At 44.3% G+C, this 26,534-nt stretch carries 23 protein-coding genes; 8 read left to right on the top strand and 15 right to left on the bottom strand.

Features of this window, described 5'->3' with window-relative positions:
* Window positions 1-97 precede the first annotated feature (97 nt).
* From R7Q09_RS06115 to R7Q09_RS06155, 9 genes are all read right to left on the bottom strand, one after another.
* Entirely contained in the window at window positions 98-1,951 is a 1,854-nt protein-coding gene (locus R7Q09_RS06115; protein ID WP_222712050.1) for an MFS transporter, read from the bottom strand.
* Window positions 1,952-2,097: 146 nt separating this feature from the next.
* Complete coding sequence (locus R7Q09_RS06120) at window positions 2,098-2,856, bottom strand: helix-turn-helix domain-containing protein (RefSeq protein WP_262601920.1); 759 nt, start codon at window positions 2,854-2,856, stop codon at window positions 2,098-2,100.
* Complete coding sequence (locus R7Q09_RS06125) at window positions 2,857-3,495, bottom strand: HD domain-containing protein (protein WP_017819864.1); 639 nt, start codon at window positions 3,493-3,495, stop codon at window positions 2,857-2,859.
* Window positions 3,496-3,743: 248 nt separating this feature from the next.
* Window positions 3,744-5,021: a cytosine deaminase gene (locus tag R7Q09_RS06130; RefSeq protein ID WP_025767946.1), complete on the bottom strand. Its 1,278-nt coding sequence runs from the start codon at window positions 5,019-5,021 to the stop codon at window positions 3,744-3,746.
* A gap of 9 nt (window positions 5,022-5,030) precedes the next feature.
* Complete coding sequence (codB, locus tag R7Q09_RS06135; protein ID WP_213911869.1) at window positions 5,031-6,269, bottom strand: cytosine permease; 1,239 nt, start codon at window positions 6,267-6,269, stop codon at window positions 5,031-5,033.
* An 805-nt stretch (window positions 6,270-7,074) separates the two neighbouring features.
* On the bottom strand, window positions 7,075-8,421 hold the full coding sequence (locus tag R7Q09_RS06140) for a magnesium transporter (protein WP_005373641.1): 1,347 nt from the start codon (window positions 8,419-8,421) through the stop codon (window positions 7,075-7,077).
* A gap of 112 nt (window positions 8,422-8,533) precedes the next feature.
* On the bottom strand, window positions 8,534-9,856 hold the full coding sequence (locus R7Q09_RS06145; RefSeq protein ID WP_005373639.1) for an ABC1 kinase family protein: 1,323 nt from the start codon (window positions 9,854-9,856) through the stop codon (window positions 8,534-8,536).
* Window positions 9,857-9,957: 101 nt separating this feature from the next.
* Window positions 9,958-11,181: an HlyD family secretion protein gene (locus R7Q09_RS06150; protein WP_005373637.1), complete on the bottom strand. Its 1,224-nt coding sequence runs from the start codon at window positions 11,179-11,181 to the stop codon at window positions 9,958-9,960.
* Window positions 11,181-11,507: an MFS transporter gene (locus R7Q09_RS06155; protein WP_017635162.1), complete on the bottom strand. Its 327-nt coding sequence runs from the start codon at window positions 11,505-11,507 to the stop codon at window positions 11,181-11,183. The genes R7Q09_RS06150 and R7Q09_RS06155 overlap by 1 nt, the downstream gene beginning before the upstream one ends.
* A gap of 107 nt (window positions 11,508-11,614) precedes the next feature.
* On the opposite strand from R7Q09_RS06155, the gene R7Q09_RS06160 reads away from it, so the two are divergent.
* Window positions 11,615-12,616: an AraC family transcriptional regulator gene (locus R7Q09_RS06160; RefSeq protein WP_085569155.1), complete on the top strand. Its 1,002-nt coding sequence runs from the start codon at window positions 11,615-11,617 to the stop codon at window positions 12,614-12,616.
* Window positions 12,617-12,707: 91 nt separating this feature from the next.
* On the opposite strand, the gene R7Q09_RS06165 is transcribed toward R7Q09_RS06160, so the two are convergent.
* Window positions 12,708-13,397 carry a hypothetical protein gene (locus R7Q09_RS06165; RefSeq protein ID WP_080276951.1) on the bottom strand — a complete coding sequence of 230 codons (690 nt, stop codon included), beginning with the start codon at window positions 13,395-13,397 and terminating at the stop codon, window positions 12,708-12,710.
* 12 nt (window positions 13,398-13,409) lie between these two features.
* Window positions 13,410-14,951 carry a hypothetical protein gene (locus R7Q09_RS06170; RefSeq protein WP_318070611.1) on the bottom strand — a complete coding sequence of 514 codons (1,542 nt, stop codon included), beginning with the start codon at window positions 14,949-14,951 and terminating at the stop codon, window positions 13,410-13,412.
* 366 nt (window positions 14,952-15,317) lie between these two features.
* On the opposite strand from R7Q09_RS06170, the gene R7Q09_RS06175 reads away from it, so the two are divergent.
* Together R7Q09_RS06175 and R7Q09_RS06180 are read left to right on the top strand one after the other, a co-directional pair.
* Window positions 15,318-16,010 (top strand): response regulator transcription factor, encoded by a 693-nt coding sequence (locus R7Q09_RS06175; RefSeq protein WP_005373624.1) that lies wholly within the window; start codon window positions 15,318-15,320, stop codon window positions 16,008-16,010.
* 3 nt (window positions 16,011-16,013) lie between these two features.
* Window positions 16,014-17,336: an ATP-binding protein gene (locus tag R7Q09_RS06180; RefSeq protein ID WP_005373622.1), complete on the top strand. Its 1,323-nt coding sequence runs from the start codon at window positions 16,014-16,016 to the stop codon at window positions 17,334-17,336.
* Here R7Q09_RS06180 and R7Q09_RS06185 read toward each other — a convergent pair.
* Window positions 17,317-17,973 carry a pyridoxamine 5'-phosphate oxidase family protein gene (locus R7Q09_RS06185; protein WP_005385609.1) on the bottom strand — a complete coding sequence of 219 codons (657 nt, stop codon included), beginning with the start codon at window positions 17,971-17,973 and terminating at the stop codon, window positions 17,317-17,319. The two genes, R7Q09_RS06180 and R7Q09_RS06185, sit on opposite strands and share 20 nt — an antisense overlap.
* Window positions 17,974-18,073: 100 nt before the next feature.
* Here R7Q09_RS06185 and R7Q09_RS06190 point away from each other — a divergent pair, with 100 nt between their 5' ends.
* Entirely contained in the window at window positions 18,074-19,519 is a 1,446-nt protein-coding gene (locus tag R7Q09_RS06190; protein WP_318070612.1) for a PLP-dependent aminotransferase family protein, read from the top strand.
* On the opposite strand, the gene yjeH is transcribed toward R7Q09_RS06190, so the two are convergent.
* Window positions 19,520-20,782, bottom strand: a complete 1,263-nt coding sequence (yjeH, locus tag R7Q09_RS06195; protein ID WP_017635168.1) for an L-methionine/branched-chain amino acid transporter — start codon at window positions 20,780-20,782, stop codon at window positions 19,520-19,522. It abuts the gene before it with no gap.
* A 327-nt stretch (window positions 20,783-21,109) separates the two neighbouring features.
* Between yjeH and R7Q09_RS06200 the strand changes: the two genes are divergently transcribed.
* From R7Q09_RS06200 to R7Q09_RS06215, 4 genes are all read left to right on the top strand, one after another.
* The gene (locus R7Q09_RS06200) at window positions 21,110-21,565 is read left to right on the top strand and encodes an Lrp/AsnC family transcriptional regulator (RefSeq protein WP_005373615.1); all 456 of its coding nucleotides are present in this window, start codon (window positions 21,110-21,112) and stop codon (window positions 21,563-21,565) included.
* Between the two features lie 40 nt (window positions 21,566-21,605).
* Window positions 21,606-22,520, top strand: a complete 915-nt coding sequence (locus tag R7Q09_RS06205; protein ID WP_017819875.1) for a LysR family transcriptional regulator — start codon at window positions 21,606-21,608, stop codon at window positions 22,518-22,520.
* 109 nt (window positions 22,521-22,629) lie between these two features.
* Window positions 22,630-23,244, top strand: a complete 615-nt coding sequence (locus R7Q09_RS06210; RefSeq protein WP_005373611.1) for a LysE family translocator — start codon at window positions 22,630-22,632, stop codon at window positions 23,242-23,244.
* A 329-nt stretch (window positions 23,245-23,573) separates the two neighbouring features.
* Window positions 23,574-23,903, top strand: coding sequence for a hypothetical protein (locus R7Q09_RS06215; protein WP_005373609.1), 330 nt, complete (start codon window positions 23,574-23,576; stop codon window positions 23,901-23,903).
* A gap of 125 nt (window positions 23,904-24,028) precedes the next feature.
* On the opposite strand, the gene R7Q09_RS06220 is transcribed toward R7Q09_RS06215, so the two are convergent.
* A complete protein-coding gene (locus tag R7Q09_RS06220) occupies window positions 24,029-24,250 on the bottom strand; it encodes a hypothetical protein (RefSeq protein WP_005373607.1) in 222 nt (73 codons plus the stop codon).
* A 240-nt stretch (window positions 24,251-24,490) separates the two neighbouring features.
* The gene (locus tag R7Q09_RS06225) at window positions 24,491-25,924 is read right to left on the bottom strand and encodes a glyceraldehyde-3-phosphate dehydrogenase (protein ID WP_025767937.1); all 1,434 of its coding nucleotides are present in this window, start codon (window positions 25,922-25,924) and stop codon (window positions 24,491-24,493) included.
* Between the last annotated feature and the right edge of the window lie 610 nt (window positions 25,925-26,534).

The following is a 26,534-nucleotide window of genomic DNA, read 5'->3' on the forward strand; positions in this document are numbered from 1 at the left end:
CGTCGTAGATATCCTACTCTAATTGACAAGAAACTACTTGTGCTTTGTGGTGCATATTTACGTTTTGCTGCAAAGTTTGACTGCTGTAGCAAGCGACTCAGCCCAGTAAATCCTGTACTTGTTGTTGCAATTGATGACGATTTAAAGACGCAGGACTTAACACTTCACCGATAACAACATCCACTTTTGACCAAAAACGAGTCGGTCGTTTTGTGAGAGCATGTCCGCCTTTGTGGCTGAAAAAAGAACCCCAAAGCCCTTTTAACGCCATAGGGATGACAGGAACAGGGTTACGTTCAAGGATTTTTTCTACACCAGGGCGAAACTCACCCAATTGACCGTTAGACGTTAAACGACCCTCAGGGAAGATACAGACAACCTCATCGTCGTTAAGTGCTTGTTCAATCTGTTCAAATGCTCGTCGGTAAGTGTCGGCACACTTACGTGGAGAACAGATCGGGATAACACCGGCATGACGGAATACATATTTAAGAACAGGTAGCTCGCTGATGGACTTGTCCATCACAAAACGAACCGGGCGAGTAGAGGTTCCCATCAAAATCAATGCATCGACATAGCTAACATGGTTAGCCACGATTAACGCAGCACCTTGTTCAGGAATATGTTGGCGCCCCTTTACGGACACACGATACATACAATGGCTGAGTAAATAACTGATAAAGCGTTGTGTAAATTCCGGTACTTGGCGATATACATAGATCGCCACGAAAAAGTTACCTATTGCCATCATGGCAAACAGTTCCACAATAGAAAGCTCTAGTACGCTGAGTACAACGATCGAAACCAAAGCAGACACCACCATAAACAACGCATTCATGATGTTGTTAGCAGCAATGGCACGTGCACACTCCCCTTTGTTTGAACGCGATTGGATGAACGCATAAAGAGGAACAATAAAGACACCGCCGCTTACACCAACAAGGAACAGGTCAATCATGACGCGCAGATGTTTTGATTCAGCAACGAAGCTTTGCACATCATAAAAGTGCACCGGAAGTGATGGATAACTTGGGACTGCCCATAGCAAGTCGACGCCAAAGACTGTCAGACCAAGGATACCGAATGGCAAAATACCAAGCTCAACGTGGTTGAAAGAAAGTTTTTCACACAACCAAGAGCCTGTCGCGATACCAATCGAAAACAATGCCAACAGTAAAGAAACGACAGTGCTATCTGCGAACAAATGTTCGCGTGCGAAGTTAGGGAATTGAGTTAGGTAAGTCGCACCCATGAACCAGAACCAACTGATGGCAAGAATAGACATCCAGATGCCTCTCTGTTTTTTTGCCACTTTTAACGTGTTCTTTAAACCAGAAATCGGTTCAAATTTCGCTTTGTCATTCGATTGGCTAGGCATCGTTGGAATATTCACGCTGCTCATGAACCCAAGCAAAGACAAGGCAATCACGGTACAAGAAGCAATCAAGGTACCATTAGGAATGGCTAGCAGCAGGCCTGCGCTAAGCGTACCTATAAGAATCGAAAGAAACGTGCCCATTTCAACCCAAGCATTTCCTTTAACAAGCTCATTTGGTTTGAGCGCTTGTGGTAACAAGGCGTATTTCACGGGACCAAAATAGGCCGATTGAGTGCCTGTCATAAACAGCAATACCAGCATCAGCATGGCACTTTGGGTGGCAATAGCGGTTGCTGCGCAAGACATGATAGCTAGTTCGATGAGCTTTAGACGTCGGATTAATTTGGCTTTGTCCATGCTGTCAGCGACGGCACCAGCATGCGCTGAGAATAGAAAGAAAGGTAGGATGAATAAGCCTGCCGCCAAATTAACGAATAGATTGACGGATATTGGTAGGTTATCAATTTGGCTGTATGTCACCATCAATAACAGAACGTTTTTGTAGATGTTGTCATTGAGTGCGCCAAGGCATTGCGTCACAAAGTAAGGAAAAAAGCGTTTTGAGAAAAACATACGGGCCCCGATTAAACAAAGTCGAATGAGATGGGAGCACTTTATGCTCAATGAACGATTAAACCAGCTTTCTCTTTCAAGTGACGTTGTACGCCACCAAAAGTAACGAAATTCGTTACTTTTATTTCCATTTATTTATTGAGTTACTAATTGCGAGACTTATTGGGGAGTTTTCTTTCCCATGGTTCAAACAAAGGGAACGTCCAGCGACGCATCGCAATAATCAGAGAGGTGCCGTGTTTTTCGTCCATATCGAGAGAGCTATCACTTTGGCAAGCCTGATAAAACTCATCGATGACCTTTTGCAGTTTCTGTTGTAGCTTCTTGTTGGTTGGTACACTCATCAATCCTGTTGCCATGGAGAACTTTTCATCTTCACCAGAAAAGTAGCTTTGGAAAAAGGCGTCTTGAACTTGCTGTTGGAAGAACCGTTGAATAGGGCCGCCCATCTGCCACTTAAATGTCGGAGATATACGCAAACGAATTTTGTTATTTGGCTGCAAGTCGATGATGTTCAGCCGATCCAAATGAGCAAGCTTTTGCACCAGTTCCAACTCATTGAAGGTATATTGCTGAACGATTTGTTCAAACTGATAGCCATTTACAACACAGATCGCCACGAGCAGCAGGGCTTTATCGTCAACCAGCTGCTTTTCTTGCTCTAACGTTAGCGACTCTAGACCTTTATTGTGCGCAGCCGCGAGCTTAAATAGTTCCGCCATTTCTAAATCAATCAATTGGCAAATTCGTTCTAAGCGCTCAAGGCTAATGTGCTGACCTTCAGCGAGTAAACGTTTGACGCTTCCTTCACTTAAATTAAGGTGTTGTGCAACATCCGCATAATGCAGCCCAGCTAACTTTAGTTGGCGTTTAAGCTCTTTAATTAACGTATAGCTTTCTGACATTTACGCTGTTACCTCGTCGTGTAACTGCTCTAGGTACGTTTGCATAAAGGTTTTGCGTTTTTGCGCTTCGCGTCTCGCTGACTCCGTGTTCATGGTTTCAGCGATTTTGAATAACTTGGTTTGAAAGTGATCCAGAGTGAATTGTTTATCGTTAAGTTCACGTTCTTCGGCAAATATATCGCTGTCGTTGTAAAGTTGCGCGTTAAATTGAGTGCTGACTTGAATGCATCGCGTCACGCCAATTGCGCCTAAAGCGTCCAGACGGTCGGCATCTTGGACGATTTTGGCTTCTAACGTATTTGGCCTGATGTTGGCGCTAAAGCTGTGTGCCTCTATCGCATGAGCAATGGCATCATGATATTGCTGCGGATAATCGATACTCTCTAAAAATGCGACCGCTTTTTTGGCTGCGATGATTGAGCTCTCTTTGCGATTTGGGTGATCTTTCGGGTAAGTAAAGCAATCATGCAAATAGGCAGCCGGTAATACAATCGCGATGTCTGCATTTTCTTCTTTGCAGAGCTGTTTCGCTGTTTTGACCACGCGTTTTACGTGTTTAAGATCATGAGCTGCATCTACTTGCATCTCTTGCTGCATAAATTCCAAAAATTGCGGTTCTATCTGGCTTAATGACGTCATGGTTCATATCTACAACTAAAATGAAGTCAGAAGTATGCCCAACGCTTAGAATAATTTCCAAGTGCGATGGTGTAATTGAGATTCAGCCACCAGAACCTTGTGCAACGTTTGGTACTGAGCCGTTTTATATGGCCTTTCAATGTGTTCAGCGGTTTATGAGACAAGAATAGACAGAGCGAGCAGTGATGTTTACCAGTAGAAAAAAGGCCTGACGATGTCGTCAGGCCTTGCTCGTTTCGCCGATCTTTTTAGCGTTTGAACGTTACTTGCTCTGCTTGTTCAAGATGAATATGAGTCGTCGCAGGCTGTGTTTCTGCAATCACTTTACCGTGACGAACAGAGTAGCGAACCGGCACTTGGCGACGTACTGCGTCAAAACCATTTTCTGCGGGAAGAATCAGTAAACTACCTGGTTTGCCTTCTTCAATGCCGTGCTTGTCTTGAATGTTCAGTGTACGTGCTGAATTGGTGCTGATCAGATCCAGTGAGTTGTTGATTTGGTCGTAACCCATCACCTGACACACGTGCAGACCCATATGCAGCACTTGCAGCATGTTTGCAGTGCCTAGTGGGTACCAAGGGTCAAATACATCATCGTGTCCAAAGCAGACGTTGATGTTGGCATTCAGCATCTCTTTCACTCGTGTTACGCCGCGACGTTTTGGGTAATCATCAAAACGGCCTTGTAAGTGAATGTTCACCAATGGATTTGCCACGAAGTTGATACCGGACATGCGTAATAAACGGAACAGGCGAGATGCGTATGCACCGTTGTAGGAACCCATCGCTGTGGTGTGACTGGCCGTGACTTTATTCCCCATATCAAACTTGTGCGCTAATGCTGCCAGTGTTTCAACGAAGCGAGATTGCTCGTCATCGATTTCATCACAATGCACGTCGATCAGGCGGTCGTATTTTTGCGCTAACTCGAATACGTAGTGCAGCGATTCAATGCCATATTCGCGTGTGAATTCAAAGTGTGGAATCGCGCCAATCACGTCCGCACCTAATTTGACGGCTTCTTCTAGCAGCTCTTTGCCATTTGGGTAAGAGAGAATTCCTTCCTGCGGGAAGGCGACGATTTGGATATCTACCCATTCTTTCATCTCTTCACGCACTTCTACCATCGCTTTTAGGGCAATTAGGGTAGGGTCTGAAACATCGACGTGGGTACGAACGTGTTGTACGCCGTTTGCTATCTGCCATTTTAAGGTTTGTTTTGCGCGCGCTTTCACGTCTTCAATCGACAGCATTTCTTTGCGCTCAGCCCAACGTTCAATACCCTCAAACAATGTGCCAGAGATGTTCCAGCTTGGCTCACCTGCGGTTTGAGTTGTATCTAAGTGAATGTGTGGCTCGCAGAAAGGCGCAACCGCCATACCGCCTTCAGCATCGATGATGTCACCGTTATGACTAAGCTCCACATCGTTGCTTTCAATGCGCTTGAATTGACCATCTTCAATCAAAATTTGCTGCAGACCTTCTTGTCCTTTTAGCGTTACGTTTTTGATCAGTAGTGTTGTCATGATGGTTCCTTACGCTGGCTGTGTTGCCAGTGCTTTTTTGTTGAGAATAGGATTAAGAATCAGGAAGCTAATTGCACCGCCAAGTACAGCGTTAATCGGCACTACGCCAGGAAGGAAGTGTCCTGCACCAACGCCAATCGCTACAGCGATAATGCCAGCCCAGTTTACGCTTTGGAACTGGGTGGCTTCAAAGTTTGCGTAGCGTTTACGGTTCGTGAAGAAGTCAGCGATGATCACGCCGCCAATCGGTGGAATTGCCAAAGATAAGAAGGTCAGCCAGCCAACAAAGTTATTGTAGAGCCAGAGAGCGCAAAGTGTGCCAACAAGACCGTTCGCCATTGAGATATATTTACTTGGTAAGCCTGTGATGTTGGAAAATCCAAGACCCGATGCGTAGAGCGCGTTGTCGTTGGTCGTCCAGATGTTCAAGCCAAGAACGATGATAGCTGGAATAAGAAGACCTTGCGCGATCATCACTTCAGAAATGTCTGATTGACCCGTCACCGACGCACCTGCCGCGCCAAAGATAAACATTAACGAGTTACCGATGAAAAACGCCACCATGGTGATCATCACGGCGCTGCGCGGCTTTCTACCAAAGCGTACGAAATCCGCCGTTAATGTACCAGCACTGACAAAAGAGCCGACAACCATCGCGAGAGCTATTGAAAAATCGAGTGGCTCGGTTGGTTGAACCTGTTGTAGTTCGCTTATACCGCCAACACTATTTACTGCCTCGATGACAGAGTAGCCGCCAAGTAGCGCAATGGCAGGAACGGCAATTGCTGACAACACCATCAGTGCGGAGATGCCAAAGTAAACGGTCGCGGTCATGAGCAAACCGGAGACGAGGATCAAAGTATTGGTATCGATGCCCGTTGCTTTGTGCACCGGAATCGCAAACATCGCGACACCAACTCCAAACCACCCAACTTGAGTACCGCCAAGAAGAGCAGAAGGAAGCCAAGAGCCTTTAGAACCAAAAGAGAAACGAGCAAGAAGGTGAGTAGAGAGACCAGTAGAAGCGCCGATGTAACCGAGGAAAGAAGTGTAAATACCGAGGATTAGGTTACCGATGAGAACAGCGAGGAAAAAATCATTAAAGGAGAGCCCAGTACCGAGAGAACCCCCAGTCCACATACTTGCGGAGAAAAAAGTGAGTCCTAACATCACCATTGTAAGTGACGCCACGCCTTTTCTGGCCGTGTTAGGAACTGGTCCAAGACTGTAGTTATTGTCTCCAGCCATTATTACCTCCGCACATTGAAATATTAAATTATAGCACCTGATTTTCAGGCAAACGGCGCGTATTATCGTGATGTAAATTTAATAGTCAATGATAAAATTGCAATTTAAACGTTTGCTTTGTTTTTGATGTTTATTTTTTCTTTTAATAACAATGGTTTGATTTTTAAATTCTAAAGGTGGAAATTTTGATTTTACGTATTTTCTATGATTTATAGACAGGTTTTCTATGTGAAATGAATGTTTTGAATTGCTATTTGTTTTTATGGATTAAATTTATCTATAACTCTGGATTGTTCAGTCGATTTCTATGAAAAGAAAACGATTTCATGATGAGGTTTTTGGTTTGGACGTTATTTGTTCTTTTCTTGGGTGTGTTTTCTTGGTTTTATTTTATGTAGGTGATTTATTTTTGTTGAAGCTGGCATTTCTAATGGTTTAGTGGGCGAATATTTGAATTTTATAAACAGTAAACAATCTGTTGTGGGTAAGAAAAGTACAACCGAGCTCGGTCAGAGGATAAGAGGGCAATAGCCACATAAAAAAATAGCCAACCGCAAAGAGTGCGATTGGCTTATATACATGTGAACAAAATCAAGTTCACTAACAACGTCAGTTGGCTAGGTGACCCTCGGCTTAAGAAGGGTCGATTTATATAATGCAGTTACTGTGCCAACTTTAATATGCCCTAAAATATGTAGTTTCTGTGACATGCGTTGCTTAAAGTTTGAGTGTGTTTGCAATTTGCAACTGCGTTATGCAATTTGACTCTATTATGCTAATGATTGATTAATAAACAATGAACCTTTTAAAGCATGACTAAACTCGCCGTTCCTAAAAAGGCGAAAAAACCAACTACATCTGTCACTGTTGTTAGAATCACCGAGCCAGCCAAAGCGGGGTCCAATTTAAACTTATCCAGAATGATGGGAATCAGCACACCAAATAAAGCTGCGGTAATAATATTGACGATAATGGCCAGCGCGATGGTCCCACCTAGAACCGGAGATTGAAACCACAATCCGGCGAGCCCGCCGATGATTAACGCCCAAGCAATGCCGTTCAGAGAGCCAATACCCAACTCATTTTTCAATAGCTTGAAACGGTTACCTGGGGTGATCTGATTAAGCGCCATCGCACGAATCATTAGAGTGAGCGTTTGGCTGCCAGCAATGCCCCCCATGGATGCAACAATTGGCATGAGCACCGCCAAAGCCACCACCTGCGCAATTACATCTTCAAATAGTCCGATAGTGACAGACGCCAAAATCGCAGTAAGCAAATTGATGCCTAACCAAACACCGCGCTTTTGCGAGCTTTTTAATACTGGCGCAAACAAGTCATCGCCTTCATCCATACCTGTACCGGCCATCAAACGTGCTTCGTAGATTTCACGCTGTGTACTCAATGCAAACTGCCAATCGACTTCACCGATCAGTGTTTGGTCTGCATCAGTTACAGGGAGAGCGGGCAGTGTGCTGTGTTCTAATGCCTCTACCGCTTCAGGAAGCATCATTTTACTGTCTAGAACCGTCACAGCCTCAATAACGAGTGTTTTTAAGCGAGTATCGGGGTCACCACGTAAGATATCGAAGTAGTTGACCGTTCCACGATACTGTTTATTACGATTAATCAGATACACCTGTTGAGGCGTGTCGTAGCTATAGCGCTCCATTAACTGCTTAGCTGTCCCAATCGTAATGTTGAAGGGCAGGGTGATGATCTTACGTTCAGCCCAGTGGCCGAGTTCTTCATCAGCATACTCGTTTGCTTGATCGTAAAGTTCCAACTCATCTTTTTCTATCAACGAGAGCGCTTCGTTGATGATCGACTCTGGCAACGAATCGGCCCATTCGATGAGCGACAAGTTGTCGAGTTTAGCGAGAGTGAGCTTTAGCTCGACTTCAGATAACGCATTGATGATAGAGAAACGTACGTCCGCACGCATTTCCGTTAACACGTCGATATGTAGCTCTAGTGGTAAAGCTCGCCATAAGCGAACACGATCGTCGATTGGAAATGCTTCTAGAATCAGGGCAACCGCGCCGGGCTCGAGGCCCGCTTCAATAGATTCATTGAGCGTTGCGACTTGATCCGCTTCTTCGGCTTGGCCAATTTGCTGGATTAGAGTGGAGAGATCTTGAAACTTGCTCACCGAGTACCCCGATAGTTAATTCGTTTTATGGAAGTATGGCATGTTATTGAGATGCACAACTATGCATCTTAACCTTGCTCAAGGTACTTGAAAGTAACAGAAAAACAATAGGCTATTTGCTGTTGATGGTGAGATATGGCTGTACCAATTGGCGAATGTTCACTTTTGCGCCAATACGGGCTGCCAGCAAGTACATTCCGCCTATTTTTCTGTGCAAAAATAGGGCATCTGCTGGTGGAGTATGCCAGTATTCTTGTTCCATGCTTAAAATAGTGCCAGCTTCGCGAAGCTTTTGTGCTAAGCCACTGGCTTTAAAGTCATAAGGCTCATCAACTAACATCGGTTCACATGCCATTTTCACTAGATCGAGAATCGCTTGGCGCTGGTCTGGAAGGATGGTTTGGCTGAAGAAGCCTATTTGTTCAAGCGCATCATTTAAGCCTTGTTCGTCATTATTCACGACAGACGCAAAAGCTTGGCGATAGCCGGTACTGAACCGTTCGCTGTATTCGCGGGTCGCCCCGAAATCTAGCAAGCCGATTTGACGAGTGTTTTCGATATATAAGTAGTTGGCGAAGTTTGGGTCGGTTTGTACCATCTTAAATTCGAACAGCTCTCGAAACAGTAATTCGAGTAGGCTGTGCATGACAAAATCCCGTGTACTCTGATCATAATGTTCGATTTGCTCAATCGGGCTACCATCAATGAATTCCATCGCGAGAACGGAGTCTGAGCAACTTTCAGTATGAATCTTCGGTACGACAAAATGAGGGTGCTCCTTCAAAGCGTCATGATAACGAATGGCAAATTGTGCCTCTCGTGCGTAATCGGCCTCGTCATGTAGCTGCTTTTTCGCTTCTTCGAGCAATCCTTTGTAGTCGACAGACTCGGGAATCAACCCAACGACCTTGAGCAGTGTACCGACATTATCGACGTCGCTATCGATACTTTTCCGTATGCCCGGATATTGCACTTTGACGGCTAGGTTATCTCCCGCATCGCTGTAAGCTTGGTGCACTTGTCCTATTGATGCACTGGCGATTGGTTTGAAGTTAAATGACAGAAACTCAGCTTTCCAATTCGTTCCTAGCGAACTTTCCATTACTGCGTTGAGTTGTTTTGCAGGCATTGGGTCTGCGTTGGAACGAAGACGGGAAAGAATATCGGCAAGTTCAGGTTCTAAAACATCACCAGCATCCATTGACAGCATTTGACCAAGCTTCATTGCAGCGCCACGTAGGTGAGCAAGTTGGTCAGTTAAACGCGCGATGTTCTGTGGCGTCAGCAAGAGGTCTTTCGCTTTTGGTTTGTTGCCTTTGGCTATCTGCTTCGTGCCTTCTGTAATCACATTGCCTGCGACACGGGTAGCAAGTGAAGCGAACTTGCTGAATCTTGAGATGCGATGGGTAGGTAGGCTTCTTTCCTTTGCCGACATGAATCTTCTCCGCTATTTACTAACTAATTGTTATACGGGAAAAGGATATGTTTGGATACAAATGAAAAGAAAACCGCCAGCGTAACTGGCGGTTTGCGAGTTTAGATAGAGTAGAAGAAGTACAGTTGAGACTTCATTCGGATGATGATCCCGCGAATCACATCTAAGAAGGCCATGAAGCCTATCGGTTTTTCACCGCTGACCCATGCCAGGCCAACAGAGCCAACTGGGATATCGTAGCCTTCTGGCTCATCAATCTTAAGACGAACAAAGTGGTGTTTGTTCTGTAAGTTCTTTCCAGTGGTGACACGTACGGAATCATCGAAACCCAGTAGATTACCTTGTGACTCACCTGTTGCTTCAACAATGCCTTCGACGGTCGCTGAGAAGATCTTACCTGGGTAAACGGACGAAGAGAATTCCGCTGGCTGACCCGGTTTGATGTTACGAATCGCCTGGTGGTTGACTCGCATCAGCACGTACTTCTCGTTAGTGTACATGTTGATACGCGGCATCATCGATACACGCTGACCTTCACGCAGGATAAAGTTGGTGACGAAGCCATCTGTTGGGGCATGAACTTTTGTGCTATTCAAATCCCATTGCGCTTTTGCAATTTGCTCTTCAGCTTGGCGCAGTTCGGCTTGTTTAGTTTCAACTGCAAGTTCCGCTTTATGAATCGCCAGTTTTGCACGGGAAATATCGACTTGTTTCTTCTTGATTTGAGACTCAAGAGTTAACACGTTGTGACGTGCCATATCAACCGCACTCGATTGTTTGTCGATATCGCTTTCCGTGATGGTGTTGTGCACCACTCGGTTTTGCTCAACATAACGATCTAGCATTTTTTTCTGCAATTTGTAGTCAACTTTCGCCGCTTCCAACTGGCTCTTGGATGTTTCTAGATCTTGCACTAGCGCCTCGTGGTTAGCTTCTTCAATCTCGATGTCGCCTTTTGCCGTAGCTAATGCAACGCGAGCAGAATCAGCGGATACGTTCGCTTGATTTAATGCGATTTTGTATTGCGTTGGGTCAAGTTCATAAATGAGCTGACCTTCTTTAACTTTCTGATTCGGCTCAATGTAAATGTGGTCAACTTTACCTTTTACATTGGTTGAATCTGGACGCAATTGGATGTGTGGTGACTGCACGACAGAACCGCCGGATAAATCCATCGGGGTGAAGTTAATCAAACCTACCCAGACGAACATTAGCCAACCCAAGCCGCCAAGATAAGCGAACGATTTGGTTGCTTTGTTCCAAGGCATGCCAACCAAACGCAACAGATAGATGAAGAGTGCCCATACCGCTAAACCTTCTAACATTATGCTTCCTCTTTTGGCTGTGTTTCTGTTTGCGGTTTACTTTTCCATGTATCACGCAGATTGATGATGGCTTTTTCCATATCAACGAATGCAAAGATCACGGCTAGCACCCAAACCCAGTGCCAGACAAACCCTATCCAGGTCAGCGCAGTGATGAGCCCTATCTGATGATGGTCTTTGCTGTGTGCTTTATTGATAGGCAATTCATGGATTTTCCAAAAGCCGTAACACGCGCCCGCGACACTCGCAATTAAAACGACAGCAGCGACAACATGTAACGCCGTATCTGCGCCTGTACCGACAAACGGGACACTCAGTAAACTCATTAAACACTCCTCTATCAAACTGTTGGCGTATTGTGATCTGAATTTGATTTGCGGCTTTCTTTGTGACAGATTCAATCACTACAGGATTAAATTTGATGTGATTGGTTATGAAAACGGTTCGGTTTATTCGCGCGATGGGCATTCTAAACATGCATAACCTCGCGTTATCTAAATACAATTTGGACTCGGATGAGTTAGGGATCCCAGCATCGGTGTTTCGTAACCCAATGACACTGATCCCGCTAAAAGCCGTTGCGGAATGGTACCGTTGTGTTGAACAAGCCAGTGGTGACCCGGATGTGGTGTTGAGTCTCAGCCGAGGTATTGAACTGCAAAAGCTAGGGCCAGTGGGACGCTGGTTATTCTCCGGCAATGATTTAGCCAGTACCATTCGGCGAGTGAATTATGGTGTGAGCAACCTACAATCAGGGGCGTTTTTTGCTGGCGAACAGTCGGGTAAAATCATCAAATGGACTTACCACAACCCGTTTATAGAAACGTCAGTAAAGGTGCACGATAGTATCCGCTGTGCGGTATTTATGATTAAGGTGTTACGCGAATTTCTTGGCAAAGATTACCAGCCTTTACGTGTCAAGGTTTCAGGCTCGAGAAAAAATACTAAGCGATACCGGGAATATTTCGGCTGCGAGGTGGAATGGAGTCAGCCAAAAACAGAGATATGGATCCCGGGAGATGACCGATTAGCCTCCCGCCAAGTGAGCCATCGAGAAGACAACCGTCTAGCGATGAGTTTTTCCGATTTGGATGATTTGCTTAATATGCCCGATCCAGAAGACGAGTTGAAAGTGATTTATGAAGTGGTGAATTACAGCAGCCATTATGGATTGCCAACGTTAGAGCGCGTGTCTTCTCTGCTTGATTTATCTGAACAGCAGTTTCAACGTCGTTTGCATAAATTAGGGCTCAATTTTTCGACGGTTTCTGGCTATGTATTGAGTAATATTGCAGCTGGTTTGTTGAGTAAGCGCGTGAGTATTGATGACATTGCCACGCGCCTTGGTTACACCAATGTGGCGAGCTTCAATCGTATGTTTAAGAAACATCGTGGATTAACGCCCAAGCAGTATACGGGAAGATTAGAGAAGTAGTGCTCCACTTATCTCTATGAGTACAAGCAATAAAAGCCCTCAAAAAAGTAGAGGGCTTTGTTTTTTTGCGTGTTGTTGTTTTATGTAATGGCTATTTTTTAGGGCGCCAACTTAGTGCACTTGCAACAGCGCCGATGGCAATTACATCCTTTTTTTGTTCGCTAAGTTCAGGGAGCATCTGTACCGCAATGGTACCGTTCGTCTGCACTGCGGCAATTTCTTGTGTGCCCTCCTTAAAGCTATAACCCAATGGAATGTCTACCGCCATCATGGCGTCAGGACTAGTATGTACAGTTTCTACATTAAAGTGGGTGCTACCAATACGCACTACGCCTGTCTCTTTTTTCTCAAAGCTGATGTCGATGAGAGCCGATTTTGGCTCCATCGCAAACTCACCGACTTTTTTACCATCTTGAGTAATGTCACAGGTGTAAGGATCATTCCCACCAAAATCGACGCCCATGTAGTTAACCGACATACCGCCTCCAGTGCAGTTCAAAAGCCAAGTTTCCCCGCTGTCGATACGAGTCACTTCTGCGCCCATTGAACCTTCTTTGAAAGAGATACGGTTAAACCAACTTGAGTTAGAAGCACTGCGTGAATACTTGCCTTTGTACTTACCAGCAAAATCAAAATGGCCATCTGCACCGAATCCCCAAAAATCACCGTCGGTTTTGATCAGCATTTCTGGTTGTGCTTTTACGGCATCAGTACGATCCATGACGGCTAGGCCACCACAACCAACAAGGAGCAAGGGAGCGAATAGAATAAGTTTCTTCATGTTTTTCATTGTTTATAGCTTGGTTACATCTAGGGTTTGGTCGGTGAATTGGATGTTCTGAATGTCGTACAACTCGTCAGTGCCTGTACTCGGGCACTCAACAGAAACACTCTTTGCTTTGATAACAGTACATTCCGCCAGTTTGTGTGGCACGATATAGGTGTTGATACCGCCTTCACCATAAATGCTGTTGTCTTTGCTGTTGCCTTCAAAAGTATTGTTTTGATCATTACCGATCACATTCATCGCGTCGTCGCCAATGATCTTCACTTTTGTTAGCCACTGAGATTTGTAGGTGTACGCTTCTATCAAACCGTCTTTGTTGGGAGCCATACGGAAGGTAGGTACTGTGCCTGGATTTGTCTTTTCTGTGTAGAGCTTGACGCCCGCAGAGTCGATATTTGCGGTATATTGCAAGTATCCGTGGAATAAGCCACTGATCCAATCAACGGCTTGTGGATCTTGGGTTTGCATTTCTTCACGCGTTAACGCTTGGTAGCCATCTAAACCATGTCCGTTTGCTTTTGCTACACCCATGTAAGCTTCAAAAGCGGCAGCAAAATATTCGTGAGAATATGAAGGGCCCGTTTTTTTAACACTTTCAGGATCGAAGTCGTCCGATTTCCAATCGTCCCAGTCATACTGAGTAGGGCGCCACACCGTCGGTTTGCCCGATTGAATATCGTTATAGATGCTTAACGCATGAGCTTGAATGTCATTTTGCAGTGCCGCAGTCGCCGTGTTAGGTGCAATACCTTGCGCTTGGACCAAGTGTAAAATTTCTTCAAAAGCGGCGTCTCGTTCGGCTTTTTTGCCAAGATTGGCGCAGTAATCGGCAAAATTACTCATGTAATGGCAATCGCCTTCAACTGTCAGTTCTCGATACATTAAAGATTGGCTATTCCTTAGCCAGTTTGGTGTTTCTTTACTAGTTACTAATGTTGACGCGATAGATGTGACAAGTGTATCCATATCATCTTCGTTAAGTACCATCATGCTTACAACAAACTTTTCTAGAGAACTCGTATCAAAAGAGTGTGCTAAGCCCGAGTTTGTAACTGCGTCGTTCAGTTTGTCTTGGCGAATCAGTTCGTTGATAAAGATTTTGGTTAACATCTCATCATTCTGTTCGTCGTTTTCGGTCAGCATTAGTGTGGCATCACGCTCGGCTAATGTCTTAGCGATACGAGACTTGTCAGCACCGTACTTAGAGTCTGGTTGGTTTGTGAGAAGGTGTTGGATGATTTTGGCTGCACGAAAGATTTTTTCATTATTCGCACCGTCATCAACAGCCACAATGTGAAATGTATCGTTGTTGTTTGCTTCGGAAAGGGAGATTTTCACATAGTGGGTGAAGCCCGAATCAGCAGCCACTTTTAACTTGGCTGGAAACTTTGTAGAAACGACAGTTGGGATTGTGACAGTGCTCAATGTTGGCATTGGTGGTGTTGGAGGTGTCGTTGTCGATGGTTTCGAATTAGATTCACTGCCGCCACAAGCAGTTAGACTTATCGCGCAAAATATGGCTAAAGGTGTTAATTTGGAATATCTCATTTCATGTTACTCGTAGACTTTATTAGAGCAGGAAACTTAGAAGCAACATAAAGTCCTGTCTATATAAGCAAACTAAGTCATATATGTTGATATTATTTTTTGGTAAGACCTATTATTCGATATATTTAAAAATATAGTGGATTTTTATTCCGAATTTTATTTTCTATGTGAAGCTATATTCTGATAATGAATAAAACCTCAGGTTATTGCATGGCTTTAGGGGTATAGAATGATTAGGATTATCGTATATGTATGGTTTGTAAGCGTATGTAAGCCTGCGTTTTATTAAAATTATCATTTAAGTAGGTTGCGCAGTATAGGACGAGCGATATACTCCCTCCATCATATTGGTGGAGTAAATGATTCATGGTGGGTAATACAATCTTACTGGTAGAAGACGACTCAGAGATTGCTCGATTAACCAAAATGTACCTCGAAGCCGAAGGATATACGGTAACTGTCATCGATAACGGTCAAAATGCATTAGAAACGATTAAGGGGCTCAAGCCGGACCTAGTGCTGTTAGATTTGATGTTACCAGGAAAAAATGGCGCAGAAATATGCCAAGAGGCGCGTAAGTTTTATCATGGTATTATCATTGTTTTGACTGCGACCGATGATGAAATGAGCGAGGTGAGCTTATTTAAGTTTGGTGCTGATGATTACCTTACCAAACCGATAAAAGGCAATATCCTTCTCGCCCGTATTGAAGCAGCGTTGCGTCGCTATTGTCGTCAAGTTGATATCGTTGAAGAAGAAAAGCTGAGCCGATATGGCATTAGTCTTTGTCTTCGTCGCTCCCAGGCATTTTATTTGCAAAAAGATATTGGTTTAACGAGTTCTGAGTTTGAAATTTTAGAGCTCCTGATGCTGAATGTCGATAAGCCAGTATCTCGTGAATCATGTTGCCGTCTTGCCCGAGGCATTGAATACTGTATTACTGATCGTTCGATTGATATGCGTATATCCTCACTAAGGAAGAAATTCTCTAAGGCTCATATCCATACGGCTACCATTAAAACCATACGTCACCACGGCTACATGCTGACAGGTAAATGACGCATGTTTTCCCTGTTTACTCGTCTATATGTGGGGTTAGTAACTGGCCTTGCGCTGACTGTTGCTTTGTTTCTCTTTATGGGGGAAGAGTACATGCGCAAAACAGAAGTCGGTGTTTTTTTGAGTGACGGTGCTTATTTTGTCGATCAATACATTGAGCAACGAGGCACTCCGGATTCTCTCTACAAGAAGTTAACCGAAAACGGCAAGCAAGATTTCTTTATCTTTGATTTAACATTGGTTGAAAACTGGGACGGATCACCGCCTTGTCGAGATTGTAATCTGCTGTACCGTATGCAAGGGATACCTGTTTATCTTATTGATGGCAGTACCTATGCTGCGGTATTCCCTTTGCCTAACACTTCGAAGAGTTTAGTTTTCAAAGAAAAAACGGATTTCTTTAGCCCACACGTTGATTGGAATGAAGATTCTGAGATTGTATTTATACTTACTCTACTTTTGGTTGTTGTATGCAGTTTAGGCATTATGGTTTACATACCTGTAAGACGTCTTGACCGCCAAATTCGGCAACTAACGGCTGCGCAACAACAATTTGGTTCTGGTGAGTTGAATACGCGAGTCGAGCTAAAGCAATTTTCGCAACCCGTGAAAGAGCTCGCCCAAGGCTTCAACTGCATGTCTGAAGAGATTGAGAGACGAGTGCGCCAAACACACATCTTTACTCAAGCTATTCCTCATGAAGTGCGCACTCCGCTGAGTCGTATTCAGCTAGCGACGGATTTAGCTCGACGCACGAGTGGTGAAATGCAGGCAGAGTTACATGACGATATTGAACGATACGTTGATGTCGTGACGGATTTAACGTCCGACATTGTCATGCTGTCTCGCTTGAGTGTGAAAAACCACTCATGGATCGATTCTGTTGAAACCATGGAACTGCCACTTTGGTGTAAAAGCCGCATGAATTACCTAGGCTTAGAGTCCGCCATGTTGAGAGCAGAAAATAAACTCGCGAACCAATTGATTCACTTTCAGCCTACTTTGGGTAACCTCGTCCTCGATAATTTACTGCAAAACGCCAAGCGTTATGGTGAGTCCTGCGTTGAGGTGACGATTCGAACGGTAGCGGATTGCTGGAGCATCGATATTGAGGACGATGGTCCGGGCATCCCTGAGGCGATGCGAGAAGAAGTATTTATGCCATTTTCGCGCTTAGACAAAAGCCGCAACGCCGACATGAAAGGCTTTGGTTTAGGGCTTGCCATCGCTACCAGTGCTGCGCGGCAACTGGGGTGGGAGCTTTCTGTCGGCGAGAGTCACTTAGGCGGCGCACGTTTTACGGTGCTTATTCCTGCCAACGGTTAGAGTAGGCACTGCGGTAGTCTGGCTCTGCGATACCTTCATACAAATCGTCACAAGCTTGCAGTGGACCTACGACGGTTCGGTAGGGTAGGACACCTGCCCAAACAGGGATGTCCATGTCTTCCGCATCGTCGTTGACGCCAAAATTGCTGATTTTCACTGATGCCTCCGTGAGCGGGATACGCAGTAGCATGGTGGCTTTGAGTTCTTTTTCATTACTCAAACGGACTTGTTCTGTTCTCCCCGGAGCGATCTGTTCAATAAAGTGATTCAGCAACCTGTCTTTCTCTTGGTTATCTTCCACCACCTCAAACTGGCCAAAGACCACAGCACTGCGATAATGCGCACTGTGGTGAAACGCACTTCGAGCCAATACCCAACCATCAAACAAAGTAAAGGTTAAGCACGTTTGCACTCCTTGTTTGAGTGAGCGTAACAGTCGACTGTTGTTGGCACCATGGATATACACGTAATCATCGACACGCCATGCCAGCATAGGGATGACCACAGGGCCTGACTCGTTGGTTATCGCAATATGAGCGATTAGGCTTTCATCTATGATGGCGTGCAGTTTGCTAACATCAGAGACGGCTTTATGTGCGCCTTTCTTAATTTCCGTTCTATTGGTGTTGGATAGCATTTTCTCTCCTTGTTTGCTCACGATTACGAGCGATTGATCCTCATTCTTTGATTGCAATGTAGCGTTTAACTGGTAGCTTAAAGAGAGCCAGTTTTAACTAATGGATGGATCCAGTTTGTCTTTGATTGATATCGGTGACCTACATTTAAAAGACAGTGAAGGAACGCGTCAGCAAGCGTTGTTTTTGGCTATTCGCAAGAAAATTGTTCAAGGACTGTGGATGAAGAATGGGAAGCTGCCTTCTACGCGGAAGCTTTCACAAGAGCTTAATCTAAGTAGGAATACCGTGATTTCTGCCTACGAACAGTTAGTGGCGGAAGGGTACTTGAACAGCCAAAAAGGTTCTGGTTTTTATGTTGCCGTAGAACTGCCAGAGCAGTACTTGCCTGAACCTAGTTCAGTTCAGAGAGACTCATCACCGAAAGCTCACTTTGATATCAACCGCGCATTTGCACCGGGTGTACCGGATTTGGACGCATTTCCGATGGCGCAATGGCAAAAGTTACTCACTCGCCATATGTCTCGTACTTGCTTGTTGGGGAACCAAGATATTCAGGGCAGTTGGACATTACGCTGTGCTTTAGCTGACTACCTTGCATCTAGCCGTTCAGTGAATTGTTCTCCAGAGCGCATTATTATTACCTCTGGGGCGCAGCAAGCGTTGTCGATTGCGACGATGGTAGTGCTCAAACAAGGTGATAAGGTTCTGATGGAGCAACCAGGTTACGCGCAAATGCGGAAGTTGATTCAGTTCCAAAACTATCAATTTGAGCCTTTGTTCGTAACAGAGAAATTAGGTTTTGATGTGGAAGCGGTGACCTCAAGCGATGCCGATGCGCTGTATATTACACCAAGTAATCAATATCCGATGGGTACCACACTCAATACCGAGCAAAGAGGAAAGATCATCAACTGGGCGGTCGAACAATCAAGTTGGATCATCGAGGATGATTATGACAGCGAATTTCAGTTTGCTCATCGTCCCTATACCAGCTTACAGGGGCTAGCAGCTCAAATGGGTCGAGATGATCGTGTGTTGTATGTGGGTTCCTTCAGTAAAGTGATGTTTAACGGATTGCGGCTTGGCTACCTTGTAGTTCCTGAACGTTTAGTAGAGCAATGCTTAGTGGTTAAGGATGCGTTAAGTGGTGATTCGCCGACGCATACACAAGAAGCATTGGCAGACTTTATTACTGAAGGTGGGTTATTACGTCATATTCGAAAAATGCGTCGACTGTACAAAACTAAGCATGAACAGATGCATGTATCCATTCAACAGCATTTTGGCGACCGTGTTTGCGTCGTTAGCCAAGCGGCGGGGCTTCATGTTACGTTGAAATGGCAAGACGGTATGGATGAGCAGCGTTTTATAAAACTAGCAGAGCATGAAGGGATCATCTTGCGACCTTTGAGCTATTATGAACACCCAGATTTTCAAGCACGTCACTGGCATGGTGCCGTGCTTGGTTACGGCAATATCGCGTTAGAGAACATAGACGCTGGTATCCAACGTTTAGCTCACATATTTCGAAATGGGAAGCGATGACTATTCAACTACACGTGTTTGTCGCTTATGTCGCCACTGTTTCCAAGGCAGTAAAAGTAGAGTAAAAATGCCAAGTGCATAAAACATTGACCAGCCTAAACATATAAAAACACCGGTACAAAGCAGTAGGGACAGTCCCGCAAGTGTTTTACCAAATCCTCGAAGCAATTTAAAAGCGGCTAACATCGCCAACATGTAAACCAGAACGAATACACTGTTTGCGAGTTTTAGGAAAAACTCCAGATCGAGCTGTGATAGGGTTCCTATCACACAAGATATCAATAATATACCGCCAACTAATATGGTGGCTGAGAAAGGGACACCACGACGCGAAATCTTGGCTAGTGGACTAGAAGGACGATGTTCACGAGCTTGAGCCCAGACCATTCGCGCTAGGCTCTGTGTGTATAAGTTAACGCTCGCGAAACAAGCGGAGAAACCTATCAAGCTGATTATCCATTTGGCTCCATCGCCTAGTAGTTGGGCACTAAGCCAGGGGATGGATGCGTTATCAAATTGAGCGTTACCATACGCGCCAAATTTTAAAATAACGACAGAGCATGCCCAATAGGTAGCCCCTGCTACAAAACAACCGACCACAATGGCAATAGGGAAATCTCTTTGAGGGTTTTTGAACTCTTCCCCCATATGGGCAAAAGCCTCTATGCCAACAAAACACCAGAACATCACGCCTAACGCTGCGGTAATAGGCCAAATTGACTCTTGTGTGATGGCGGGCATCACAAGATCGGCGCTGTTAACGTCGCCTTTCCATAAAAATGCGCCAACAAGTGCGAAGACACTCAAAGCAATAAGAGTTTGTAAATGACCTGATGATTTTGTGCCCATCAAGTTGACGAACACAAGAAGTACTACCGTGAGAACTTGTGCAAACAGATTGTTGCTAATAGGCTCTGGCAATATTTGTTGTAGAAAGCCTGCGGCGAGTGCAATCGCGGCCGGAACCCCTACCGGAATGACACTAACAAATAGCCAAGCGACACTACTTTCCAGCTTGGCGTTAAAGGCTTTGCGTACAAAAAAGGCTGTTCCGCCCGCGTTGGGGTATCGTTTACCCAGTTGAGCAAAAGTCAGCGCAATAGGACAAATCGCGATGAACAATAAAATCCAAGCCCATAGTGAAAAATGGCCAGCTATACCTGCTGCGATAGCCGGGATCATAAACAGCCCCGTTCCCATTAATGTGGTGGATAACTGTGCGATACCTGATGTGAGTGAAATGTCTTTTTTGAGCTCTTCCATGCGAATTGATTCATCCAATGTTATGAGGGTTATTGCGAAAAAGCTTGTGGCTTCTGGTTATTTCGTTTTATGTGTTTAAGCGATGCTATTTATGTGCTGAGTACTTAAGGTGGGAATTTGATTTCAATGTGTTATCTATTTTCTGTTGAAATGGATAACAGCACTCATCTCATGCCCGCCAAATAGCATATCCAAAATGTTAATAACAAAATGATTTACTAAACCGTCAATATGACGGTTGTTTTAAATAATTCCAACAAAATGTTGGTTTCTTATGCAGTTAGAATCGGTATAGAATGAGAAAAATAAGGAAAGCTTGGTAACGGTATGGACAAGTTTGATCATAAGATTGTGGATCTGCTCAGGCACAACGCTCGGCTGTCGGTGACTGAAATTGCGGATAAAGTAAACCTTTCTCGTTCTGCGGTAACGGCCCGTATTCGTAAGCTAGAGCATGACAAAGTGATTCTAGGGTATCACGCTGAAATTGCGCCTTCGGGTGGGGATTCGATTTGCGCCTATTTTGCCTTAAAGTTCGATAAATCAACCTCTACGTATTATTGCGAATCATACGCGGACGAGTTATACAAAATTGATGGCGTAAAATGGTGTCATGCGATCAGCGGTGAGACGGACATGATGGTTTTTGTCGAAGTGCCTACGATGGCTCGCTTGAACGAAATCAGAGATCAAATTCAACGATATCCAGAGCTTCGAAACCTGATGACTCATACCGTCTTAGCTGAATTCTTTAACACGACTGGGAACCTGTTTGTGAAGTGACCATGAATGGATGCTATGTTGAAAACCCTTCTGAGCGAATATGTTAAACAACATTAATTTGAATCTACTTAGATCCTTGCATGTACTTTTAGAGGAGTGTCATGTCAGCCGGACCGCAGACCGTTTGCACATTACGCAGTCTGCCGTCAGTCGACAGCTTGCACAATTGCGCGATCTGTGTGGTGACCCACTGCTTATTCGTCAAGGTAATCAACTGATACCAACGCCACGAGCAATAGCGTTAAAATCAAAGCTTGATGCATTACTGGCTGAGTTTGACCATTTACTCGATGACCAACCTTTTGAGCCGCGGCAGTGGCAAGGTGAGCTTGTTATTGCTTCTAGTGACTACGTGGCGCAATACGTATTGCCCGATATTGCCTCTCACTTGGGTGAACAAGCGCCACAGCTAGATATGGCGTACCGACTGTGGCAACCCAACTTTCTTGATAAACTTCATGAGACGGGCATCCATATCGCGTCTTCTATGTATCCAGAAAAACCACAGAGTGTGTCGAGCGTTAAAATTGGTGAGGATTCATCAGTTTGTTTGATGAAATCTTCTCATCCGTTAGCAAAGCAGGACCAGATCAGTATTGAAGACTTGATTTCATATTCACACATCAAAGTGACTGGCGGCGGAGACAAAGATTCCTACACTGATTTAGCATTGAAAGAGCTAGGGCACACCCGCCACGTTACCTTTAAGGTTCCATTCTTCTCTGCTGCGATCAATCGCTTAGTTGCAAGCGAGCACCTGATGGTGGCTCCTGAACATATTGCCGTTAACCTCGCTAAGCATTGGGACTTAACCCATAAAGCATTACCACTCGAAACACCTATTCATCAATATTGGTTAATGTGGCATCCCAAATACGACACGGATCCTGCGCATAAATGGGTGCGAGAAGAGATTCGCTCAGTAATGCAAATCTCTGAATATTCCATTCGCTAATACGTACATCGTTTAGCTATGACTTGAAGTCATGATTAGTATGAATAACTTTGATTTCTAATTATACCTCTTCCGTTGATAGAGTGAGCTTCAAAGAGGGGAAATTCTTATGACACTAACAGTTTGGTTATCACTTTTTACCGTGTGTTTATTAGGGGCTATGTCACCAGGTCCCAGCTTAGCTATTGTCGCTAAGCACTCGTTGGCTGGTGGACGTATCAATGGATTAGCTACGGCTTGGGCTCATGCGTTTGGCATTGGTATATATGCGTTTATTACCTTGATTGGTCTCGCTGTTGTTTTGCAGCAAAGCCCGATGCTGTTCAAGACGATTAGCCTTGTGGGTGCGGCATATCTTGCGTATTTAGGGTTTAATGCTTTGCGTTCAAAAGGTGGTGTGGCTGCGAAGTTGGAGTCAGGTGAGGAGACAACGGTAATCCAGTCTGCGCGAGAAGGCTTTTTTATCTCGATTTTAAGTCCCAAAATTGCTTTGTTTTTTATCGCATTATTCAGTCAGTTTGTCGCACTCGGTAATGATTTGAGTAATCAGATGATCATTGTTGCCACGCCGTTTGTTGTGGATGGGCTTTGGTACACCTTTATTACCCTAGTGCTATCGAGCTCTAAAGTCGTTGACAGAATTCGCTCTAAGGCAGTGTTGATTGATCGTTTGTCAGGGGTAGTACTCATGCTGCTGGCTCTTAGAGTGGTCGTAACGGTATAGACAAGCTCGCAAGACAGAAATACTAAAAGCAGCCCGTGTGGCTGCTTTTTTGTCTACTCTCAGTAACCCTTACACAATTTACGTAATTCTGACGCTAAACGTTGCTAAAATTAATATTATCAATAGTGTTACTTTGGTTCATATTCTCATTTGCTGTGAAAGCTACTTTCCAACGCATTGTTATAATGAGAACGATAGCCACTTAACGTTAATACTAACAGTGTCGCATATTAAGTCGAGAGTGCTTTATTGGATAAAAACGGACTTTCCTCTTACTTACCCTATGAAAGGGGTAGAGACTTCATGACCGTTTAGAAGGTGAGAGCAATATGCAAAGAATAGTAGATTTAGCTCCAGTAGTAATTTTGACCAGTGTTTGCAGCGTTGCTTGGATATTCTTTTCAACAAAGAGCATTTGGGTGTTTTTTGAACTGTTTGTATTTACGATGCTTGGCTTTGGCCTTTTGTACGGGTTACTACAAAAGGCTGATCCTAAACACTTTGACTTTGTTTTAAATCACATCGATGAAATTAAGAAGGAAGGCAAAGATGCTTGCCTAAGCGGCGCTCCGAAAGAATCCAACCCATACTCTGGTGTCGATGGTGATTTATGGGAGGCTGGTTACACAGCCTCCTACAACAAAAAGATAAAGCAATAAACCGCTAGGTGCTTATTCAACATTGTGCTTTTCAAAAAAGCACCCTGCCATTTTAAGGACAGGGTGAAAGCAAGAAGTTTCTCAGGAGCGGTCGGGGGAGAGAAACTCATCTAAATCTTATTTACTTACCGGCGAACCTCTTCAAATTCACCTTCAATCGCATCTGCTTTACCTGTATTAAACTCATACTCTTCGTGCATTTCTCTCTGCATTTTCTTGACGCGCTTTTCAATACGCTTGCCGGTAATTAATGCTGCGATGGTCAACGGAATCGCAATGATCAAGCTAAATACTAACGTAAAAAAGCCGGTAATCAGTGCTAGTGCAGTTACAATAATCCGATTCATAATCATGACCTCTCTGTAATTTATGTGCTCAGATTAATGCTGTGAACATGAACAAAACATGAATGCTGACGTTCACTTTGTCCGGAGAGTGTCAAATGAATGAAACGAAAAAACGCCTGAGGGTGATCAGGCGTATAAACGGGGAAAAATATTAGTAATGCGCATGGCGCTTATTATTTAGAACAAATATGAGATATTGTCCGCTACGCTATGTGGTTAACGTTGTGGAGCAAAGTTCACCTATCGAGGGAATGTTTGGTAACGAACACCCATCATTTGTTCCATACAGTGCACAACTTGGCAGCTGTAACCGAATTCGTTGTCGTACCAGATGTAAAGTACACAACGCTTGTCTTGTGCGATAGTCGCTTGACCATCTACGACGCCTGCATGGCGAGAGCCAACTAAGTCAGTTGATACAATTTCTGTTGAATCGGTGTAGTCAATCTGTGCCGAAAGCTCAGAGTTCAACGCCATTTCACGCAAGTAATCGTTCAGTGAATCACGGTCTACGTCTTCACCTAAGTTTAGATTAGCGACTGCCATAGAAACGTTTGGTGTCGGTACGCGTATCGCGTTGCCTGTTAGCTTGCCTGCAAGCTCTGGCAATGCTTTAGCAACTGCTTTTGCCGCACCTGTTGAAGTCAGAACCATGTTTAGTGAAGCACTACGTCCGCGACGGTCACCAGAGTGGAAGTTGTCGATCAAATTTTGGTCGTTTGTGTATGAGTGCACGGTTTCAATATGGCCAGAAAGAACACCATATTTATCGTTCAGAGCCTTAAGGACTGGCGTGATTGCATTTGTTGTACAGCTTGCCGCAGAGATGATGGTGTCATCTTCTTTAATTACCGACTCATTTACACCGAAGACAACGTTTTTGATGTCACCTTTACCTGGTGCTGTTAGCAGTACTTTCTCTGCGCCTTTACACGCTAAGTGTTGGCTCAGGCCTTCAGAATCACGCCAAACACCTGTGTTATCAACAACTAGCGCGTTATTGATACCGAAAGCTGAGTAATCCACTTCGCTTGGGTTATTTGCGTAGATGATTTGGATGTAGTTGCCGTTAACGATCAGTGCTTTACGCTCTTCATCGATAACAATGCTACCGTTGAACTGACCGTGAACTGAGTCACGACGCAGCAAGCTAGCACGCTTCTCCAAATCGCCTTTTTTACCGCCACGAACCACAATCGCACGTAGTCTTAGTGGGTAACCTGGACCACTTTTCTCAATGAGAAGGCGAGTAAGTAGTCGACCAATGCGACCGAACCCGTAAAGAACCACATCACGCGCTTTCAATGAAGAATCTGCGTCGCGAGCGCCATCAAGTGCAGTGATAAGGAAATCGTTTAGAGAGCTTGTATCGTCATGTTCATTCCAGTACATAGTTGCCAATTGGCCAACATCGACACGGCATGAAGAAATGCTCATTTCACAAAGAGCTTGAATAATAGGCATCGTGTGCTCAAGCGAAAGTGGGTTACCGGTATAACGTCTTGCAACGCGATGAGTTTTGAGAATGTCTATAGTAGTAGCATTAATAAGCGTTTTACCAAACAGAACCACTTCGATTCCTTTTTGACGATATAGCTTACCAATTAGAGGGGAAATAGATTCAGCAATCGTTTGGCTAGTTTGCCAGTCTTGGAGATATTTCTCTGGACTCATTGTTGTATTAGACCTTTCACGTTTTGGGGGCTAACCATACTCTCTGTTGTTGCCTCTTCGGCAGCGTGCAAGAGTGTGGTGGGTTATGTAATCGGGTTGTAATAGTTATGTGTGCGGATTCTAAGGTCGGAGTCCTTATTCTGCTAGGAAAATTAAATCCAGTGTAAAACACTACTTAAGGGGACGTTAGTGGTGGATTAATGTGACTAAAGCAGTGGTTTTCACGTATTGACATTTAGAAAGTAACTTACTTTTTTTGCGATGATAACGTTTGCTTTCAAATTAGTTTTGTTGACAAAAATGGATATTTTGCATTTTTGTGTGATTTGACTCGATAAGGCAACTCAATAGGTAAACATACAATAGATGATTTCCTGAAAAGTGATGCGACTCTTAGTTGTGAGTGAAACTTTATTGTTTGCATCCAACTTTAAGATCAAAAAATATGACTTAAATCACAATTGCCACTTCATTAGCCGATGATAAAACACTCACAATAACCATAATCTAGGTAGGTGAATGTTGTTTGAAAGTAACAATGTCGTATATGCCTTTCAATGCGGGAAACTAGTCTAATATTAAATAAACGGATGAAATCAACCATTAGGCT

It is taken from the genome of Vibrio sp. 2130-1 (assembly GCF_033339515.1).

Excerpts from the sequence above, each read along its gene's own strand:
- R7Q09_RS06115 (WP_222712050.1), bottom strand. The coding sequence starts at position 1,951 with ATGTTTTTCTCAAAACGCTTTTTTCCTTACTTTGTGACGCAATGCCTT.
- R7Q09_RS06120 (WP_262601920.1), bottom strand. The coding sequence starts at position 2,856 with ATGTCAGAAAGCTATACGTTAATTAAAGAGCTTAAACGCCAACTAAAG.
- R7Q09_RS06125 (WP_017819864.1), bottom strand. The coding sequence starts at position 3,495 with ATGACGTCATTAAGCCAGATAGAACCGCAATTTTTGGAATTTATGCAG.
- R7Q09_RS06130 (WP_025767946.1), bottom strand. The coding sequence starts at position 5,021 with ATGACAACACTACTGATCAAAAACGTAACGCTAAAAGGACAAGAAGGT.
- codB (WP_213911869.1), bottom strand. The coding sequence starts at position 6,269 with ATGGCTGGAGACAATAACTACAGTCTTGGACCAGTTCCTAACACGGCC.
- R7Q09_RS06145 (WP_005373639.1), bottom strand. The coding sequence starts at position 9,856 with ATGTCGGCAAAGGAAAGAAGCCTACCTACCCATCGCATCTCAAGATTC.
- R7Q09_RS06150 (WP_005373637.1), bottom strand. The coding sequence starts at position 11,181 with ATGTTAGAAGGTTTAGCGGTATGGGCACTCTTCATCTATCTGTTGCGT.
- R7Q09_RS06155 (WP_017635162.1), bottom strand. The coding sequence starts at position 11,507 with ATGAGTTTACTGAGTGTCCCGTTTGTCGGTACAGGCGCAGATACGGCG.
- R7Q09_RS06160 (WP_085569155.1), top strand. The coding sequence starts at position 11,615 with ATGAAAACGGTTCGGTTTATTCGCGCGATGGGCATTCTAAACATGCAT.
- R7Q09_RS06165 (WP_080276951.1), bottom strand. The coding sequence starts at position 13,397 with ATGAAGAAACTTATTCTATTCGCTCCCTTGCTCCTTGTTGGTTGTGGT.
- R7Q09_RS06170 (WP_318070611.1), bottom strand. The coding sequence starts at position 14,951 with ATGAGATATTCCAAATTAACACCTTTAGCCATATTTTGCGCGATAAGT.
- R7Q09_RS06175 (WP_005373624.1), top strand. The coding sequence starts at position 15,318 with ATGGTGGGTAATACAATCTTACTGGTAGAAGACGACTCAGAGATTGCT.
- R7Q09_RS06180 (WP_005373622.1), top strand. The coding sequence starts at position 16,014 with ATGTTTTCCCTGTTTACTCGTCTATATGTGGGGTTAGTAACTGGCCTT.
- R7Q09_RS06185 (WP_005385609.1), bottom strand. The coding sequence starts at position 17,973 with ATGCTATCCAACACCAATAGAACGGAAATTAAGAAAGGCGCACATAAA.
- R7Q09_RS06190 (WP_318070612.1), top strand. The coding sequence starts at position 18,074 with ATGGATGGATCCAGTTTGTCTTTGATTGATATCGGTGACCTACATTTA.
- yjeH (WP_017635168.1), bottom strand. The coding sequence starts at position 20,782 with ATGGAAGAGCTCAAAAAAGACATTTCACTCACATCAGGTATCGCACAG.
- R7Q09_RS06200 (WP_005373615.1), top strand. The coding sequence starts at position 21,110 with ATGGACAAGTTTGATCATAAGATTGTGGATCTGCTCAGGCACAACGCT.
- R7Q09_RS06205 (WP_017819875.1), top strand. The coding sequence starts at position 21,606 with ATGTTAAACAACATTAATTTGAATCTACTTAGATCCTTGCATGTACTT.
- R7Q09_RS06210 (WP_005373611.1), top strand. The coding sequence starts at position 22,630 with ATGACACTAACAGTTTGGTTATCACTTTTTACCGTGTGTTTATTAGGG.
- R7Q09_RS06215 (WP_005373609.1), top strand. The coding sequence starts at position 23,574 with ATGCAAAGAATAGTAGATTTAGCTCCAGTAGTAATTTTGACCAGTGTT.
- R7Q09_RS06220 (WP_005373607.1), bottom strand. The coding sequence starts at position 24,250 with ATGAATCGGATTATTGTAACTGCACTAGCACTGATTACCGGCTTTTTT.
- R7Q09_RS06225 (WP_025767937.1), bottom strand. The coding sequence starts at position 25,924 with ATGAGTCCAGAGAAATATCTCCAAGACTGGCAAACTAGCCAAACGATT.